Annotated in this window: 15 protein-coding genes; 7 read left to right on the top strand and 8 right to left on the bottom strand. The window is 72.6% G+C overall.

Annotation, left to right across the window (positions count from 1 at the left end):
• Nucleotides 1-8: 8 nt before the first annotated feature.
• From AC0T5L_RS19625 to AC0T5L_RS19610, 4 genes are all read left to right on the top strand, one after another.
• A complete protein-coding gene (locus AC0T5L_RS19625) occupies nucleotides 9-2,054 on the top strand; it encodes an ATP-binding protein (RefSeq protein ID WP_476166906.1) in 2,046 nt (681 codons plus the stop codon).
• Nucleotides 2,051-3,223, top strand: a complete 1,173-nt coding sequence (locus AC0T5L_RS19620; RefSeq protein ID WP_476166905.1) for an acyl-CoA dehydrogenase family protein — start codon at nucleotides 2,051-2,053, stop codon at nucleotides 3,221-3,223. The genes AC0T5L_RS19625 and AC0T5L_RS19620 overlap by 4 nt, the downstream gene beginning before the upstream one ends.
• 65 nt (nucleotides 3,224-3,288) lie before the next feature.
• Nucleotides 3,289-3,903 (top strand): TetR/AcrR family transcriptional regulator, encoded by a 615-nt coding sequence (locus tag AC0T5L_RS19615; protein ID WP_476166904.1) that lies wholly within the window; start codon nucleotides 3,289-3,291, stop codon nucleotides 3,901-3,903.
• A gap of 91 nt (nucleotides 3,904-3,994) precedes the next feature.
• Entirely contained in the window at nucleotides 3,995-4,564 is a 570-nt protein-coding gene (locus AC0T5L_RS19610; RefSeq protein WP_476166903.1) for a hypothetical protein, read from the top strand.
• On the opposite strand, the gene AC0T5L_RS19605 is transcribed toward AC0T5L_RS19610, so the two are convergent.
• Both AC0T5L_RS19605 and AC0T5L_RS19600 read right to left on the bottom strand, forming a co-directional pair.
• Nucleotides 4,528-5,880, bottom strand: coding sequence for a GH1 family beta-glucosidase (locus AC0T5L_RS19605; RefSeq protein ID WP_476166902.1), 1,353 nt, complete (start codon nucleotides 5,878-5,880; stop codon nucleotides 4,528-4,530). The genes AC0T5L_RS19610 and AC0T5L_RS19605 overlap by 37 nt on opposite strands.
• Nucleotides 5,881-5,917: 37 nt before the next feature.
• Nucleotides 5,918-7,222: an MFS transporter gene (locus AC0T5L_RS19600; protein WP_476166901.1), complete on the bottom strand. Its 1,305-nt coding sequence runs from the start codon at nucleotides 7,220-7,222 to the stop codon at nucleotides 5,918-5,920.
• Nucleotides 7,223-7,473: 251 nt separating this feature from the next.
• Between AC0T5L_RS19600 and AC0T5L_RS19595 the strand changes: the two genes are divergently transcribed.
• Nucleotides 7,474-8,325, top strand: coding sequence for a VOC family protein (locus AC0T5L_RS19595; protein WP_476166900.1), 852 nt, complete (start codon nucleotides 7,474-7,476; stop codon nucleotides 8,323-8,325).
• Here AC0T5L_RS19595 and AC0T5L_RS19590 read toward each other — a convergent pair.
• Both AC0T5L_RS19590 and AC0T5L_RS19585 read right to left on the bottom strand, forming a co-directional pair.
• The gene (locus tag AC0T5L_RS19590; RefSeq protein WP_476166899.1) at nucleotides 8,274-8,894 is read right to left on the bottom strand and encodes a PadR family transcriptional regulator; all 621 of its coding nucleotides are present in this window, start codon (nucleotides 8,892-8,894) and stop codon (nucleotides 8,274-8,276) included. The genes AC0T5L_RS19595 and AC0T5L_RS19590 overlap by 52 nt on opposite strands.
• Nucleotides 8,895-8,978: 84 nt before the next feature.
• Entirely contained in the window at nucleotides 8,979-10,949 is a 1,971-nt protein-coding gene (locus AC0T5L_RS19585) for an acyl-CoA dehydrogenase family protein (RefSeq protein ID WP_476166898.1), read from the bottom strand.
• Nucleotides 10,950-11,198: 249 nt separating this feature from the next.
• Between AC0T5L_RS19585 and AC0T5L_RS19580 the strand changes: the two genes are divergently transcribed.
• Nucleotides 11,199-12,143: a polysaccharide pyruvyl transferase family protein gene (locus AC0T5L_RS19580; protein ID WP_476166897.1), complete on the top strand. Its 945-nt coding sequence runs from the start codon at nucleotides 11,199-11,201 to the stop codon at nucleotides 12,141-12,143.
• 36 nt (nucleotides 12,144-12,179) lie between these two features.
• Here AC0T5L_RS19580 and AC0T5L_RS19575 read toward each other — a convergent pair whose 3' ends face one another.
• The 4 genes from AC0T5L_RS19575 to map all read right to left on the bottom strand — a co-directional run bounded on the left by AC0T5L_RS19575 (nucleotide 12,180) and on the right by map (nucleotide 16,692).
• A complete protein-coding gene (locus AC0T5L_RS19575) occupies nucleotides 12,180-13,157 on the bottom strand; it encodes a S66 peptidase family protein (protein WP_476166956.1) in 978 nt (325 codons plus the stop codon).
• 112 nt (nucleotides 13,158-13,269) lie between these two features.
• A complete protein-coding gene (locus AC0T5L_RS19570) occupies nucleotides 13,270-14,655 on the bottom strand; it encodes a M20/M25/M40 family metallo-hydrolase (RefSeq protein WP_476166896.1) in 1,386 nt (461 codons plus the stop codon).
• Nucleotides 14,656-14,833: 178 nt separating this feature from the next.
• Complete coding sequence (locus AC0T5L_RS19565) at nucleotides 14,834-15,667, bottom strand: M55 family metallopeptidase (RefSeq protein WP_476166955.1); 834 nt, start codon at nucleotides 15,665-15,667, stop codon at nucleotides 14,834-14,836.
• 173 nt (nucleotides 15,668-15,840) lie between these two features.
• Nucleotides 15,841-16,692 carry a type I methionyl aminopeptidase gene (gene map, locus AC0T5L_RS19560; protein ID WP_476166895.1) on the bottom strand — a complete coding sequence of 284 codons (852 nt, stop codon included), beginning with the start codon at nucleotides 16,690-16,692 and terminating at the stop codon, nucleotides 15,841-15,843.
• Nucleotides 16,693-16,837: 145 nt separating this feature from the next.
• On the opposite strand from map, the gene AC0T5L_RS19555 reads away from it, so the two are divergent.
• Complete coding sequence (locus tag AC0T5L_RS19555; protein WP_476166894.1) at nucleotides 16,838-17,032, top strand: hypothetical protein; 195 nt, start codon at nucleotides 16,838-16,840, stop codon at nucleotides 17,030-17,032.
• The last annotated feature ends 54 nt before the right edge of the window (nucleotides 17,033-17,086 follow it).

The raw sequence follows: 17,086 nt of genomic DNA, 5'->3' as shown, positions 1-17,086 counted from the left end.
AGGAGACCTTGAACGACGCGCCCTCCCACCAGCCCGCCGCCCACCGGCCCGTCACATCCCTCCTGGTCGCCAACCGGGGCGAGATCGCCCGCCGGATCCTGCGCACCTGCCGCTCCCTCGGCATCGCCACCGCCGCCGTCCACGCCCCCGGCGAGGAGAACGCCGCGCACGTGACCGAGGCCGACGCCGCCGTGCGCCTGCCCGTGCCCGAAGGACGCGGTCCCGTGGAGGCCTACCTCGATCCCGGAGCCGTGGTCGGGGCGGCCCTCGCCGCCGGTGCCGACGCCGTCCACCCCGGATACGGGTTCCTGTCCGAGGACCCCGGCCTCGCCCGTGCCGTCACCGCCGCCGGTCTCACCTGGATCGGACCCTCCGCCGAGGCCGTCGAAGGCATGGGCTCCAAGACCCGGGCCAAGCGGATCGCCCGTGACGCCGGGGTCCCCGTCGCCGAGGCCCTCGACCCAGGGGACGTGCTCCCCGAACACCTGCCCGTACTGGTCAAGGCCGTCTCCGGGGGTGGCGGGCGCGGCATGCGCGTGGTCCGCGACCTCGCCGACCTGCCCTCCGAGGCGGACGCCGCCCGCACAGAGGCGGCCTCCGCCTTCGGCGACCCGGCCGTGTTCTGCGAGGCCTACGTTCCACGAGGCCGTCACGTCGAGGTGCAGGTCCTGGCCGACGCCCACGGCACCGTCTGGGCACTGGGCGAGCGCGACTGCTCCGTCCAGCGCCGCCACCAGAAGGTCGTCGAGGAGACACCCGCCCCCGGCCTGCCCGACCACCTGCGCCAGCACCTGCACGAGGCCGCCCGCCGGATGGCACGGGCCATCGGCTACACCGGCGCCGGAACCGCCGAGTTCCTCGTGCCCGTCTTCGACGGATGCTTCGGCGACCCCGTCTTCCTGGAGATGAACACCCGCCTACAGGTCGAGCACCCCGTCACCGAGTGCGTCACCGGCCTGGACCTGGTCGAGTGGCAGATCCGGATCGCCGAGGGAGAGCCCCTGCCGGGAGACGGCCCGCCCGCGCCGCACGGCCACGCAGTCGAGGCCCGCCTGTACGCCGAGGACCCCCGCGAGGACTGGCGCCCCCGCACCGGTGTCCTGCACGCCTTCGACGTCCCCGCCGCCACAGTCCGGTTCGCACCCCTCCCCGCCCCCGGTGTGCGCCTGGACAGCGGAGTCGAGCCCGGCGACACCGTCGGCACCGACTTCGACCCCCTGCTCGCCAAGGTCGTCGCCTACGGGCACGACCGCCGCGACGCGGTCCGCCGCCTGGCCGCCGCCCTGGCCACCACGCGCGTCCACGGGGTGGGTACCAACCGCGACCTGCTCGTACGGGTACTGCGCGACCCGGCGTTCGGGGCGGCCCAGACCCGCCCCGAACAGCTGAGCACCGGCTACCTGGACACCGAGCGACGCGCCGACCTCACCCGGCCCCTGGCCGGCCCCGACACCGAACGCCTCGCCGCGCTGGCCGCCGCGCTGGCCGCGGCGGAGACCGCTCGCACCGGCGCCACCGTTCCCACCGGCATCCCCGCCAACTGGCGCAACCTGTCCTCCCAGCCGCACGTGCGCCGCCACACCGTCGCCGGAGGCGGCGAGGTCACCACCGCCTACCGCGCTCTTCGGGGCACCTACCTGCCCGAACAGCCCGGGGTCCGCGTGCTCTCGGCCGCGCCCGGCCTGGTGGTCCTGGAGGATCACGGCCTGCGCCGCGCCTTCTCCGTCCACCGCGGCGGTACCGACGTCCACGTCGACTCCCCTCTGGGAGCGGTCACCCTCACCCCCGTCGACCCCCTCCCCGAACCCGAGGCCGCGGTCGACCCCGGCGCCCTGCCCGCTCCCATGCCGGGCACCGTCACCGCCGTGGACGTCGCCGTGGGGGACCGGGTCGAGGAGGGCCAGACCCTGCTGCGTATGGAAGCGATGAAGATGGAGCACCGCGTCACCGCACCCGCCGTCGGTGCCGTCCGGGAGGTCCCGGTCGCGGCGGGCCAGAGGGTGCCCGCAGGGGCTCCCCTCGCCGTGCTCGACTACGAAGGGGCCCAACCGTGACCGGTGCCATGACCTTCAACGAACCCGCCGAGCGTGTCGAACTGCGCGCCGCCGTGTCCGCGTTCGCCGCCGGATACGGGCCCGGCTACTACCGCGCCAGGGCCAAGGAGGGCGCCTACCTCACCGACCTGTGGCGCGAGGCCGGAGAACTCGGCTACCTGGGCGTCAACATCCCCGAGGCGTACGGCGGCGGGGGCGGTGGCATCGGCGACCTGGCCGCCGTCCTGGAGGAGTTCGGCGCCGCCGGGTGCCCCACTCTGATGATGGTGGTCTCCCCGGCCATCTGCGGCACCGTCCTGTCCCGTTTCGGCACCCCCGGCCAGCGGCGGCGCTGGCTGCCCGGACTGGCCACGGGCGAGGCCGTCATGGCCTTCGCCATCACCGAGCCCGACGCCGGGTCCAACTCCCACCGCATCACCACCACCGCGCGCCGCGACGGCGACGGCTGGATCCTCAACGGCCGCAAGACCTTCATCTCCGGCGTGGACGTCGCCGACGCCGTCCTCGTCGTCGGCCGCGTGCAGGACGAGGACACCGGACGCCTGTCCGCCGCGCTGTTCGCGGTACCCACGGACACGCCCGGGTTCGAGGCCCGCCGGATCGAGATGGACCTGGTCAGCCCCGACCACCAGTTCCAGCTGTTCATGGACGACGTGCGCCTGCCCGCCGACGCCCTGGTCGGCGACCCCGAGGCCGGGCTCCTCCAGCTCTTCGCGGGGCTCAACCCCGAGCGCATCATGGCCGCGTCCCTGGCCTCCGGCAGCGCCCGTTACGCCCTGGACAGGGCCGTCGCCTACGCCGGTGAGCGGAAGGTGTGGCGCGACACCCCCATCGGCGCGCACCAGGGCCTGGCCCACCCGCTGGCACAGGTCAAGATCGAACTGGAACAGGCCCGTCTGATGACCCAGCACGCGGCGCTCCGCTACGATTCCGGCGACGACGCGGGAGCGGGGGAGGCGGCCAACATGGCCAAGTACGCCGCCGCCGAGGCGTGCGTGCGCACGGTCGACCAGGCTGTGCAGACCCTCGGGGGCAACGGCCTGGCCAGTGAATACGGTTTGGGATCGGCGATCGCCGCCGCCCGTCTGGCACGCATCGCTCCGGTGAGCCGGGAGATGGTGCTCAACTACGTGGCCCAGCAGTCCCTCGGCCTGCCCAAGTCGTACTGAGCGGAGAAACACCGCCGCGGGCGCCCGGCAGGGGCGTCCGCGGCGGTGTGGTGGGAGGAGATGACGTGGACACCGGGGCCGACCGCGAGCCGCGCCAGGAGCGCAGCCGGGCCACCCGTGCCCGGCTGCTGGAGGCCGCCGTGTCCTGCCTGGCCGAACACGGCACGGCCGGCGCCACCGTGGGCGCGGTCGCGCGGCGGGCCGGGGTGTCCCGGGGCGCCGCCCAGCACCACTTCCCGACACGTGAGGACCTGTTCCTGGCGGCCCTGCGGCACATGGTCGACAGCCGCGGAGAGGAGCTGCGGCGCGGCGCGGCGGCCGTTCCTGAGGGGCCCGGACGCACCGAGGCGGTCGTGCAGATGGTCGTGGACGCCTTCACCGGGGTGGACTTTCGGGCCGCCCTCCAACTGTGGTCGGCGGCTGCCAGTGATCCGGCCCTGCGCGACCGGATCATTCCCATGGAGGAGCGGATGGGTCGGGAGATCCACCGGTCCGCCGTGGCGCTGCTGGGCGTGGACGAGTCGGTGCCCGGGGTCCGGGAGACCGTGCAGGCCACCCTGGACCTGGCGCGTGGCCTGGGGCTGGCCAACCTGCTCACCGACGACGGGCCCCGAAGGCACCGGATCGTGCGCCAGTGGGCGCGCACGCTCGACGAGCAGATCCGGGACCGGACCGGCTGAAGCGGCTACCTCCGCGGTGCGGAGCGTGTTTATCATCGAAGCGGTGGGCCGCGGGCCCGCCGAAGGTGTCGTTTCGGGCTGAACAGGCGGTGTGAAGGTGAACGCGGATGCGGGCAGGGACCTCTCGGACCTGGCCAGGCGGGTACTGGACGCCTTCTCGGAGAGCGCCTCGCGCCGCAGGGACCGCGATGCCCTGATGGACAACGCCTTCGCCGCGCTCGTCGACCTGTACCGGGCGACCTCACCCGGCGAGCGGCGCTCCCCGGCCGGGCAGAACTTCAACGCCGACCTGACCAGGCTGCTGGTGAGCGGCAACAACCCCGACCGGCTCGGCCTGTACGTGGTCCGCAGCCAGACCGCGGCCGAGAACGGCCAACATGAGGGGTACCGGCCCGCCTGCTGGCGGCGGTCCATGCTGGAGCTGCTCGGCGAGGAGTTCGTACCCCTGTTGAACTTCCTGCGCCCGGGGGACCTGGAGACGATCCCGCGCATTGACGAGACCCTCGCCGAGGTGGCGGACAGCGCTCGGCCGATGGTCGGGGACGAGGTGCCCGCATGGGTGCCCGAGTCGCACTGGTGGTGGTGGGAACCCGCCCGCCGACGTGGCGAGGAGGTCCCGGAGGACTACGACAGCGGCCCCCTGGACGCCGTCGGGGACTGATTCCCGGTCCGGGCGGCGATGAGGTCCCGGTACCAGGAGAAGGAGTCCTTCGGGACGCGTGCCTGGGTGCCGTGGTCCACGTGTACCAGCCCGAAGCGCTGGTGGTAGCCCTCGGCCCACTCGAAGTTGTCGGTGAGCGTCCACACGAAGTACCCGCGCACGTCCGCGCCCCGCTCCCGGGCGGCCTCCAAGGCGGCGACGTGCCCCTCCAGGTAGGCGATCCGGTCGGGATCGGCGACCCGGCCGCCGGCGGAGACGGAGTCCGCGCAGGAACAGCCGTTCTCGGTGACGTACAGCGGTGGCAGCGCGTCGCCGTAGCGTTCGCGCAGCAGGTCGATCATCCGGCCGAGCCCCTCGGGCACCACCGGCCAGCCGAACGCCGTGACCGGCGCGTCGGGGACCTCACCGAAGCCGAACGGCAGGCCGGACCCCTCAGCGGGCGCGACGACCAGGGTCGGGTTGTAGTAGTTCACCCCGATTCCGTCCGCACTGCCCGCGATCAGGTTCAGGTCCCCCTCGCGCACTCCGGGCACCTCCCCGGTGGTGAACGCGGACAGGTCCGGATACGCGCCGGTCAGCACGGGATCGGTGAACAGCCGGTTGTGCAGGGCGTCGTAGGCCTCCGCGGCGTCGGAGTCGGCGCCGGTGGCGGTGCTGACGGGGGAGTAGTTGTTGGTGAGCAGAGCCTCCAGGCCGCGTGAGCGCAGTTCCCCGGCGGCCAGGCCGTGCGCGAGCAGCAGGTGGTGGGCCACCTCCAGCGCCCCGGGTACGTCCAGCGTCCGGCCGGGGGCGTGGACGCCGAACACGTGCCCGTAGGCCGTGTGCACCAGGGGCTCGTTGAGGGTGATCCACCGGCCCACCCGGTCGCCCAGGCGGTCGGCGGCGGCCGCCGCGTACCCGGCGAAGGCCTGGGCGGTGCCGCGCTCACTCCAGCCGCCCTCCTCCTCAAGTGACTGGGGCAGATCCCAGTGGAACAGGGTCGGCACCGGAGTGATGCCCCGCTCCAGCAGGGCGTCCACCAGGCGGTCGTAGAAGTCCAGCCCCGCCCCGTTCACCGCGCCGCGCCCGCTTGGCACCACCCGGGGCCAGGCGATCGAGAACCGGTAGGCGTTCACCCCCAGCCGGTCGAGCAGGTCCACGTCCTGCTCCCAGCGGTGGTAGTGGTCGCAGGCCACGGCGGGGCTGTGCCCGTCGCGCACCGTGTCCGGGCGCTCGGCGAAGACGTCCCACACCGACGGGGCGCGCCCGTCCTCGTCGAGGGCGCCCTCGACCTGGAAGGCGGCCGAGGCCACCCCCCACAGGAACGGTGACGACATGGGTGGTACCTACCTTTCATCGGGAGCGGGGAGGGCATCAGGCCACACCCCTGATCCGCCACACGAGAACGGCGCCGAGCAGGGTGAGCAGCCCGCACACGGTGTACAGCACCGGGTATCCGCCCAGGTGGACCACGATCGGCCCGGACAGCGCGGGGGCGATCACCTGTGGCCCGGCGCTGGCGATGTTGACGATCCCCAGGTCCTTGGCCCGCCCCTCGGCGGCCGGAAGCACCTGGGTGACCAGGGCGTTGTCCACAGACAGGAAGATGCCGAAGCCGACGCCCAGGACCACCGCGCACACCAGGACCATCGTCCACGTGGGGAAGGCGGCGACCAGGAACGCGGGTACGGCCGCCACCACACCCGCCAGGCACACCATGCCCCGGCGGCGGCCGATCCGGTCCGAGACCAGCCCGGCGAACACGGTCGTGGCCACCACGGCCGCCGTGTAGACGAGGATCAGCACCATCAGGCCGTCCGTCGCCGAGGCTCCGGGGAACAGCCTCTCGTAGCCCACCCCGTCGATCAGGAAGTAGAGCAGGTAGAGGGTGAACATGGCGTTGCCCGTCTGCATGAGGAAACGGGTCAGCCACGCCCAGGCGAAGTCGGGGTACCGGCGCGGGGACACCCACAGCCCGTGCGCGAACGCCCTCCACGACGGACACGCCTCGCGGGGCAGCGATGGGTCGGGGGCCAGCAGCGCGAACGGGAGCGCGCAGGCGATGGTCAGCACGCCGATCAGGGTGTAGCCGGGAGCGGTTCCGGTGACCACCACCGTCACCAGCAGCACGGCGACCACCACGCCCGCCGACTGGGGGATGCCGATCCACCCCGAGACCGCGCCGCGCTGGCGGACCGGCACGTGGTCGGGAACGGTGGCGAGCAGGGTCGCGTTCAGGCAGGACAGCGCGACCTGGACGGAGGACCACCCCAGCAGGACGCCGAGGACACCGTCCTGCCGACCGAGGACCACCAGCCCCAGGCCGCCCAGGACCGCTCCGGTCAGGACCCACGGGCGGCGGCGTCCGAACCGGCCGGTGGTGCGGTCCGACAGCGCCCCGGCCAGCGGGGTGGCCAGGGTGGCGCAGGCCGCGCCCACACCGGTCACCCAGGCCAGGGTGGTCTCCTTGGAACCCGGGGCGAGCAGGCCGATCTGCTCGGGCAACAGGACCTGGAGGGGGCCGAAGAAGGCCACCCACATGCCCAGGTTGGCCAAGCTGATCCCGGCCACCCACAGGCGGCGTACGGGGCGTGTGGGTTCGGCGAGCGCCGGGGGGACCTCGGCGCTGTGCCGTGGTGGTGGCCGGGAGGAGGGCGGTGGCGCCGGGGGTGTGCGCACGTGTGACCTGCCTAACATGAACTTGCTTCATGTTAGGCCGACCGCGCGGAGGGCGAAAGCCCCGCTGCGAAGGCGGTTCGCATGGCACGGCGCGTCGCCGGCGCCGGTCCGAGGCCGGTCCGGGGAAGGCTGGTCCGAGGTCCGCGCCCGGGTGGAGCCTGGCCTGTTCCGCCCTTGTGGTCAAGTTTGACCAGTGGGAGGCGGAGGGTCTCCCCTCCCAGTTAATCAAACTTGACTAATGGGAGGCGCGCGTGACCGGAACGGATACCGGGCGAGCGGACGGGGCCGCGGAGCGGCGACAGCCGGAGGCGGGCGTGACGCGGGCCAACGAGGTGACCGTGCCCGTGCTGCCGTGCGTCTCGGCCGAGGCCACCCTGGAGTTCTACCGGGCGCTCGGCTTCGAGGTCACCTACGAGCAGACCAGGCCCTACCTGTACCTGGCGCTGCGCTGGAGCGGTTTCGACCTGCACTACGGCCGCGCCCCGAAGGAGCCGGACCCCGGGCTGGAGAACAGCGGCGGCTGCCTGGTCATGGTCGACGCGGTCGCGCCCTACCACGCCGCCCTCACCCGGGCCATGCGCCGGGCCTACGGCAGGGTCCTGGCGAAGGGGCTGCCGCGCATCACGCGCCACCGCCCGGGTGCCAGCCGCTTCACGCTGATGGACCCGTCGGGCAACTCGATCATCTTCATCCGGCGCGACGAGCCCGAGAAGCTGGAGTACGGCGGCTCGAAGGAGCTCGAAGGACTCGCCCGTGCCCTGGACGGCGCACGGATCCTGCGCGACTTCAAGACCGACGACCTCGCCGCCTTCCGGAGGGTCCGCTCCGGTCTGCGCAGGCACGGCGACACCGCCTCCGCCGCCGACCGGGCACTGGCGCTGGCCATGCTGATCGAGCTCGCGATCTCCCTCGGAGAGGACGAGCACATCGAGGAGTGGCGGGAGCGGCTGGGCGGGACCGCCCTCACCGGGCAGGAGCTGCGCAGGGTCGGGGGCGAGCTGCGTAACGCCTCCGACCTGCGGCGCTGGCTCGGCGAGGGCGCCGGTCCGCCTCAGGCGGGGGAGTCCCCGTCCGGCCCCTTCTCCACGAGGACGCCCTCGTAGGGGTCGCCGTCCTCACCGGCGAAGGCGTAGGCACCGCCCTCGATCCGCCGGACCAGGCCACGCGTCCACGCCGCGTCCGACTCCGCCGAGTGCACCCACATGTCCATGATCTCGCCGATATGCCCCATCTGGCCGGGGCCGTCCTCGGGGGCGTAGTACCCGACCACGCTTCGGCGCCACCCCTCCAGCCCCTCGACCCGCCGCCTGAACAGTTCGAGCGCCTCCCGGCGGGGCAGGTCGACGATGAAGCCGAGCCCCGCCGAGAGCACGTCGATCCGCTCGTCGTACGAGGCCACCGCCTCGCGCAGCAGTGCGAAGTACTCCCGCGTGCCCTCCTCGGTGACCTCGTACTCCGTTCGGGGCGGCCCTCCGGCGGTGGACGGCGCGACCTCGTGGGCGTGCAGCAGCCCCTGCCTGGCCATCTGCTTCAACGCGTGGTAGATCGACCCCGGCTTGGCGTTGGACCACTCGTGCGCGCCCCAGAACTCCAGGTCGCTCCGTACCTGGTAGCCGTGGGCCCGCCCGTGCAGGCGGACGGCCCCCAGGACCAGCAGCCGGATGGCCGACATCCGCACCACCCCTCACGCGTGATCTCTGCTATTCAACTTTGACGAGGATATGTCCGCCCCGCGCGTGGGGCGGACCGGGACGGATCAGCCGTGCCCGGGGACCGGGTCGCCCTGGCGGGCGTGCTCGGCGCCCAGCGCGATCGGCGCGGCCAGCCACTCGTCGCGTAGCCCGAACGCGTTCACCAGCTGCACCGCGTAGGGCCGCAGGCCCCGGCACAGGTCGTTCACCGCCTGCGTGACCGCCTTGGCCCGGGAGGCCGAGAGCCGTTCGTGCTCCAGGAACCAGGCGCGGTCCTCCTCCACGACCGACAGTACGTACAGGTCGCACAGCCGGTTGAGCAGCTTGGCCGTCGAGGTGTCCCCACAGCGGTCGATCCCCGCCACGAACGCCTCCAGCACCACTCGGTCCATGTGCGCGCGACCCGCGTTGAGCACGTGGTCCTGGGCGCGGTTGAACACCTCGAAGGCGTCGTTGCCGTCCTTGCCGGACCTGCGCAGCCGTGCCGCCAGCCCTTCGACGATGTGCTTCTCGCGGTCCTCCAGCAACTCCAGCTGCCAGCCCCGGTTGTACAGGTCGGCCTCCTCGCCGCGTCCCGGGGCGGCCGCGACCAGCCGGTCGACCAGCGGGATCGCGGCGGTGCGCTCGATGACCGTCTCGAACACCTTGCCCGCCATGAACCGGGCCAGCCCCAACTGGTCCATGTCGCCGAACGAGTCCTGGAAGTTGGTCAGCAGGCTCTTGGTGAGCTGCTGCAACAGAACCGTGTTGTCGCCCTCGAACGTGGTGAAGATGTCGGCGTCGGCCCTGAGCTGCGGGATGCGGTTCTCCGACAGGTACCCGGCGCCTCCGCACGCCTCGCGACAGGTCTGGATGGTCCTGGTGGCGTGCCAGGTGGCCATGGCCTTGAGCCCGGCTGCCCGCGACTCCAGCTCGCGCTGGGCCCGGTTGTCGCGCTCGGAGCTCTGGGACAGCTCGTGCAGGCGGGTCACCAGCTCTTCCTGCGCGAAGTGCAGCGCGTAGGTCCGGGCCAGCGCGGGCAGCAGTTTGCGCTGGTGCGCCAGGTAGTCCAGGACACGCACCTCCCGATCGGGCTCTCCGCCGGTTCCGGGCCGCCCGAACTGGCGGCGGGTGTCGCCGTAGCGCACCGCGATGGTCAGCGCGGCCTTGGCGGCGCTGCCCGAGCCGCCCGCGACGCTGATCCGGCCGCGGATGAGCGTGCCGAGCATGGTGAAGAAGCGCCGGTTCTTGCTCTCGATGGGGCTGGAGTAGGTGCCGTCGGAGGCCACGTCCCCGTACCGGTTGAGCAGGTTGGTGCGCGGTACCCGCACGCGGTCGAACTCCAGACGGCCGTTGTCCACGCCGTTGAGCCCGGCCTTGGTACCGCAGTCCTCGATGCGCACACCCGGCATCGGCCCGCCCCGCCCGTCGCGGATCGGGACCATCAGGGCGTGCACGCCGTGCTCCCCGCCGTCAGCGTTGAGCTGGGCGAAGACCACCGCCATGCGGCCGTCGCGTGCGGCGTTGCCGATGTAGTCCTTGCGCGCGGACTCGTCGGGGGTGTGGACCACGAACTCCTCGGTGTCCGGGTCGTAGGTGGCCGTGGTGCGCAGGCTCTGCACGTCCGAGCCGTGGCCGGTCTCGGTCATCGCGAAGCAGCCGGGCAGGTCCAGCGACATCACGCCGGGAAGGTACTCGGTGTGGTGGCCCTCGGTGCCCAGGGCGCTGATAGCCCCGCCGAACAGGCCCCACTGCACACCCATCTTCACCATGAGGGACAGGTCGTTGACCAGCATCTCGAAGCCGACCACGGAGGCGCCGACGTCGTTGCGTCCGCCCACCGGCTCGGGGAAGCCGTAGGTGGGCAGGTCGGTCTTGGCCAGGGCCTTGAGCTGGGCGAGCGTACGGGCGCGGTGGTCCTCCACCGACAGCCCGTGGACGGGGGCGAACAGCTCCCCCTGGACGGCGTCGCGGGCCTGTTCGCGCACGTGGGCCCACCGTCCGTCGAGAAGGCCGCGTAGTTCGGCCTCGTCCACCCGCAGTGCCTGTTCGGTCATGTGCTCCCCCTGTAGGTCCTCGTTGACGCGGCCCCGCCCCCGTGCCTCTACCACCGCCGGACGGGGCAGAAACGGCGTGGAGGCGCCCGGGCCGCGGGTACGGGACCAACGGTAGGGGCAGGGGTGGGGACGGAACGGTTCCAGGCCGGACGGTTGAGCCGGCCGCGTCCGCGGTACTCCAGTCACCGGGTGCTCCGCGTGGACGGAGGGAGCGGGAGCGCCGCAGCCGGGGGAGAGGGAGAAGAGACCGTGGACCAGAGCGAGCCCGAGGAGCTGGACACCCGGACACGAGTGCTCCTGGCCGGATGGTTCTCGTTCGCGGACGGGGAGGCCACGGCGGGCGACGTCGGGGCGGTGGAGACGGTCTCGGCCGCGCTGCGGGGGGAGGGTATCGCCCACGACACCGTGTGGAGCCCCAATTTTCGCTCTGTCGGGCCGTCCTTCGGCGATGTGGACCCGGCCGCCTATACGCACCTGGTCTTCGTGTGCGGTCCGGTCAGCGGGCGTCAGGTCGAGGAGCTCCACCGGACCTTCGAGTCCTGTCAGCGGATCGCGGTCGGGGTGTCGGTGACCGACACCCGGTCCCCGGCCTTCCTCGGCTTCCACACCGTGCTGGCCCGCGACGGGGCGGGGGATGAACCGCGGCGCGACCTCGCCGCGGGCGCCCCCGCGCGCTTTCCGGTGCCGGTCGTGGGCGTGGCCACCGCGCCCGGCCAGAGCGAGTACCGGGGCCGGTCGGCCCACGCGGGGGTGCATCAGGCCCTGGAGGGGTGGCTCGTGGCCAAGGACTGCGCGCGCGTGCCCGTTGACACCCGGCTGGACACGGCCGACTGGCTGCACTGCGCCGCCCCGCACCAGTTCGACGCCCTGGTGCGCCGGATGGACCTGATGGTGACCACCCGCCTGCACGGACTGGTGCTGGCCCTGCGCAACGGGGTACCCGCCGTGGCGGTGGACCCCGTCGTGGGCGGCGCCAAGGTCGCGGCCCAGGGCAGGGTCTGGGACTGGCCGGTGGAGACGGTCCGCCACCCGGAGGAGACACCCGACCCCGGGCGCCTGGACCAGCTCTGGAAGTGGTGCCTGGACTCCGGCCGCCAGGCTGCCCGATCCCGGTCGGGCGATCTCGGCTCAACGCTGGTCGGCGCGTTGTCGGAGGCGCTGCGGGGCCATCTGTCCGGCCGCGGCCGCACCTGAGGGCGGACACCGGCGCCCACGGGCGGGTGGCGGGTCTCAGGCCAGGCCCGAAGCGGCCAGCTCCAGGATGCCGTCGTCGGTGTCGAGCAGCGCCGGGACGCCCAACGGGATGGTGAGCTGGGCAGCGCAGTGCCCGAACTCCAGACCCCACAGCACCGGCACCCCCAGCGGCTCCAGACGGTCGCGCATCAGCTCGGCGACCACCCCCGGGTCGGGCGGGCAGTCGGTCCACGTGCCCAGGGCCACGCCGGCCACCCCGTCCAGCCACCCCGTGCGCAACAGGTGGGTGAGCATCCGGTCGAGCCGGGCCACGTCCTCGCCGATGTCCTCCAGCAGCAGGATGCCCCCCGACGCCGACGGGCGGCTGTGCGGAGTGGCCAGGCCGTCGTTGAGCAGACTCAGGTTCCCGCCGAAGGTCACGCCCTCGGCCTGGCCCGGCACCAGCGCGTGCGCGCCCGGCGAGGACAGCAGGATCCGCCGCTCGGGGTGGAACAGCGTGGTGTGCAGCTCCTCCTGGGCCGTCGCGTCGCCCACGAAGTAGCGGGTGCCGACCACCGGCCCATGCACCGTGGCCACCCCGAGCTCCACCGCGAACGCCTCGTGCAGCGCGGTGATGTCACTGAACCCGATCAGTGCCTTGGGGGCGGCCCCGCGCATCGCGTCGAAGTCCAACAGGTCCAGTGTCCGGTGCGCCCCGTCGCCGCCGCGCACGCAGAACACCGCGTCCACGTCCGGATCACACCAGGCCGCCTGGAGGTCGGCGGCCCGCGTGGTGTCCGCCCCGGCCAGGTAGGGCAGCCGCAGGTGCCGCTCGCGCACGTGTGGGGCCAGTTCCACCTCCAGCCCCCAGCCGCGCAGCACTCCCACCGCCGCCTCCAGCGGCTCCGCCGGGACGGGGCTGCACGGGGCGACCAGCCGTACCCGGTCACCCTTCCGCAGCCGTGGCGGCCGGACCAGCTCGCGCACACCCCGTGGAGCCGGGGGCCGCGCCGCCGCGTCCACCACCTCGGTCATCGCCTCTCCCACGCTTCGACCTCCATGGTCATCCGTGTTCCCTGAACGGATCCCGCATCCACCGCTCGGCCCGTCGGGGCCCAGTTTTCCAGTCGACCGGGGACCGGGCCGCTCAGGCGCGCAGGAACGCGTCCAGAACACGTACGCCGGAGCGCAGCCCCTCCAGCGGTACCCGCTCGTCCACGCCGTGCAGCAGGTTCGTGTAGTCCAGCCCCTCGGGCTGCATCAGAGGGGAGAAGCCGTAGCACTCGATGCCGAGCCGGGTGAACACCTTGGCGTCCGTGCCCCCGGCCAGGCACACGGGCACCACGTGGGCATCGGGGTCGTGGGACAGCAGGGCCTCGCGCAGAGCCGCGAAGGCGGAGGAGTCCACGGGGGCGGTCACTGGTGGCGAACTGTGCGCGTACTCCCAGGTCACATGGTCACCGGTGAGCTCGTCCATGGTGGTGGCGAACTGCTCCTCACCATCGGGCAGCACCCGGCCGTCCACGCTCGCGGTGGCCTCTCCGGGCACCACGTTCACCTTGTACCCGGCCGAGAGCATGGTGGGCGTCGCGCCGTTGCGGGTGGTCGGGCCGATCAACGGCGCGGCCGTCCCCAGTTTCTCCATCAGGGCGGCCAACGCCTCGGCCGTGCTGGTGTCGCCGGGGACGCGCTCGACCTCCAGCGCGGCGGCGATCGCGTCGATAGAGGCCCGTGTGACGGGGGTCTGGTACAGCGGCCACTCGTGGCGGTCGATCCGGGCGATGGCCGCAGCCAGGGTACCGACCGCGTTGTCGGCCGGAGGCCGGGACCCGTGCCCGGCCGTGCCCCGGGAACGCAGGGTCAGCCAGGCGCTGCCGCGCTCGGCCGCGCCTATCGGGTACAGGCGCACCGGCTCACCGGAGGCGGTGCGGGCGTGGATGGTCTCCCCGCCGCCCTCGCCGATCGCGGTGGTGCAGCCCTCGAACAGGCCGGGGTGCTCGCGGACAAGGTAGTCGGCGCCGTAGGCGGCGCTGTCCTCCTCGTCGGCGACGAACGCCAGCACGATGTCCCGCCGGGGCCGCAGGCCGTGTCGGGCCCAGTAGCGCACGACGGCGGTGACCATGGCGATGGAGTTCTTCATGTCCACCGCCCCGCGCCCCCACAGGGACGGTGCGCCGGTGACGGGGCAGTCGGCGATCTCCCCGGCGAAGGGCGGCACCGTCCAGTCGGCCGCGTTGGCGGGCACCACGTCCAGGTGACCGTGCACCAGCAGCGCGGGCGCGGCGGGGTCGGCGCCGGGGACGCGCGCGACCACGTTCGCGCGCCGGGGAGCCGACTCCAGGATCTGGGGAGCCAGTCCGGCGTCGCTGAGCGCCTCGGCGGCGTACCCGGCGGCGGCGCGTTCGTCACCCTCTCCGCCTCCGCGGTTGGTGGAGTCGCGGCGGATGAGACCGCGAGCCAGGCGTACGGCGTCCTCCCCGGCCGCGGTGAGGCCGTCGGTTCGATTGGGGAAGGAGGTGGCGGTGTGGCCCACGTGCGCGGCCTCGCTCTCGGCTACAGGGTTTCAGGGACGGATGGGGAGCGTAGCGGCTGGTGGTGGTGCGGTGCTCCCCAGCACAGTTTTACCGCTTTTGACACGGGAGCGCTCCGACGTCCGGGGCCGGTGGCGGTCGCCACCGAGCGGTCGCCTCCACCCTGCCGGGCGCCGTGGTTCAGCCGTAGTCGGCTTCCATGGCGTTGGAGATGAGCGTGGTCACGGCCTTGAAGCAGCGGATCATCTCGTAGGCGTCCGGGGAGGTGTAGCGGACCCTGCGCACCCCGATACGGGTGACACCGGGGACGATGGCGGCGGCCTGGGCGAGCTGGGCGGAGTCGACCTCGACCTCCACGATCCTGGGACTCGGCTCGGCGGGGTCCAGGTGCCCGGCCAGCAGCATGGCGGCGCGGGCTCCGGCCCGGATGTCCCGCGCCGTACTGATCGGGGGACGGCAGCGGGCCGCGTACCGGCTGACGTGGTCCTTGACCGCGACCGTTCGCGCGAACGGGGCGTAGGAGGCGGCGTCCTCGCAGGCGCGGTCGTCCCCGGTCACCAGGATGACGGGAACACCGTACTCGGAGACCACGGCGGAGTTGAGGCGGCCTTCGCTGGCGGGTTCGCCGTCCAGCCACACGCCGGTCACCGCGTTGGGCAGGTAGGTGTGCGCGAGTACGCCCTCGTCCCCGGCGCCGCAGTGGTAGCCGAGGAACACCGCGCCGTCGCATTCGCCGGACTGGACGCCCTCGACCATGGACAGCTCCTTGTGCCGTCCGGTGATCATGGCGGCGTCGCCGTTCAGCTCCTCCAGCAGGAGGTTGCGCATGGTCGAGTGCGCCTCGTTGACCAGGACCTCGGTGGCACCGCCCTCGAACAGCCCCTCGATCGCGGCGTTGACGTCGCTGGTGAACATGGCCCGGCAGCGCTGCCACTGCTCGGTGCCGGGCTCGACGTCGGCGGGCCAGGTGACGCCCGTGGCGCCCTCCATGTCGGCGGAGATGAGGATCTTCACTCGCAAGACCCTATGCTCTGGCCCGCCGGTCATCCAGTGGCCGGGGCCGTCCTTCCCCGGCGGGTCGCCGGGATCCGGCGTGGTGAGGGCCGAAGCCCTCCCACGCGCCCCGCTCACGGAGTGGCGGGGTGCCGGCCACGCCGACGGAGACGAGGGCATCCGGTGAACACTCCCTAAGGCAGGGTGAGGATCTCCGCGCCGGATTCGGTGATGACCAGGGTGTGCTCGAACTGGGCGGTCCACTTGCGGTCGGCCGTCACGGCGGTCCAGCCGTCGTCCCACATGTCGTACTCCACGCTGCCGAGCGTGATCATCGGCTCGATCGTGAAGGTCATCCCCGGCACCATGACGGTGTCCGTACGGGGGTCGTCGTAGTGCGGAACCACCAGGCCCGAGTGGAACTCCAGTCCCACACCGTGGCCGGTGAAGTCGCGGACCACTCCGTATCCGAAGCGCTTGGCGTAGGACTCGATGACCCGGCCGATCACGTTGATCTGGCGGCCCGGACGGCACGCCTTGATCGCGCGCATGGTCGCCTCACGGGTCCGCTCGACCAGGAGGCGGTGCTCCTCGGTGACGTTCCCGGCCAGGAAGGTGGCGTTGGTGTCGCCGTGCGCGCCGTCCTTGTAGGCGGTGATGTCGATGTTGACGATGTCGCCGTCGGAGACCACCGTGTCGTCAGGGATGCCGTGGCAGATCACTTCGTTGAGCGAGGAGCACAGCGACTTCGGGTAACCCCTGTAGCCCAGCGGGCTGGGGTAGGCGCCGTGGTCGAGCAGGAACTCGTGGCCGACCCGGTCCAGCTCGTCCGTGGTCACCCCGGGCTCGATGTGCTTGCCGACCTCTTCCAGGGCCTGTGCCGCGATCCGCCCGGCCACCCGTATCCGCTCGATGGTCTCGGGGGTCTGCACGTCGCCGAGGACGCCCTCCTCGGGGTGCTTGCGACCGACATACTCCGGCCGGGCGATGTGGGAGGGAACCGAACGTGGTGGCGAGATTCGCCCAGGAACCAGCGGAGTAGTCATGAACACTGATTGTAGTTCGCGAGCGGGACCGCCGGGCCTGCGTGGGACCCTCCACGGGAGAGTGTGAGGAAGCACCTGGTCTGGGTAGGTCGCACGGAAGAACGCGTTCCCACCACGGGCAGGGCCCGGAAGGAAGGGAGTGAGGGTGAGCGAGGACATGGCGCAGGACGACAAGTGGTGGTACTGCCTCAAACACAAGCGGGTGGAGCACGGGCCGGGCTGCCCCAACAAGGTGCGCATGGGCCCCTATCCGGACGAGGCCACGGCCGCCAGCGCGCTGACCATCGCCGCCGAGCGCAACGAGGCGTGGGACCTCTCCGAGGAGGAGGAGGAACTGTGACCCGCCTTCCCCGGCGGCCCGGCTCCGGGCGGGCAGGGGCCCTGCCGGTGCCTC

This window comes from Nocardiopsis sp. TRM 82005, assembly GCF_056312425.1.
Note: the sequence above shows the minus strand (reverse complement) of the source record. Positions and strands in the feature narration are given on the sequence as shown.

Bases quoted from the DNA above. Each gene is read 5' to 3' on its own strand.
- AC0T5L_RS19605 (WP_476166902.1), bottom strand. From the start codon at position 5,880: ATGTCGTCACCGTTCCTGTGGGGGGTGGCCTCGGCCGCCTTCCAGGTC.
- AC0T5L_RS19585 (WP_476166898.1), bottom strand. From the start codon at position 10,949: ATGACCGAACAGGCACTGCGGGTGGACGAGGCCGAACTACGCGGCCTT.
- AC0T5L_RS19590 (WP_476166899.1), bottom strand. From the start codon at position 8,894: ATGTCGGCCATCCGGCTGCTGGTCCTGGGGGCCGTCCGCCTGCACGGG.
- map (WP_476166895.1), bottom strand. From the start codon at position 16,692: ATGACTACTCCGCTGGTTCCTGGGCGAATCTCGCCACCACGTTCGGTT.
- AC0T5L_RS19575 (WP_476166956.1), bottom strand. From the start codon at position 13,157: ATGACCGAGGTGGTGGACGCGGCGGCGCGGCCCCCGGCTCCACGGGGT.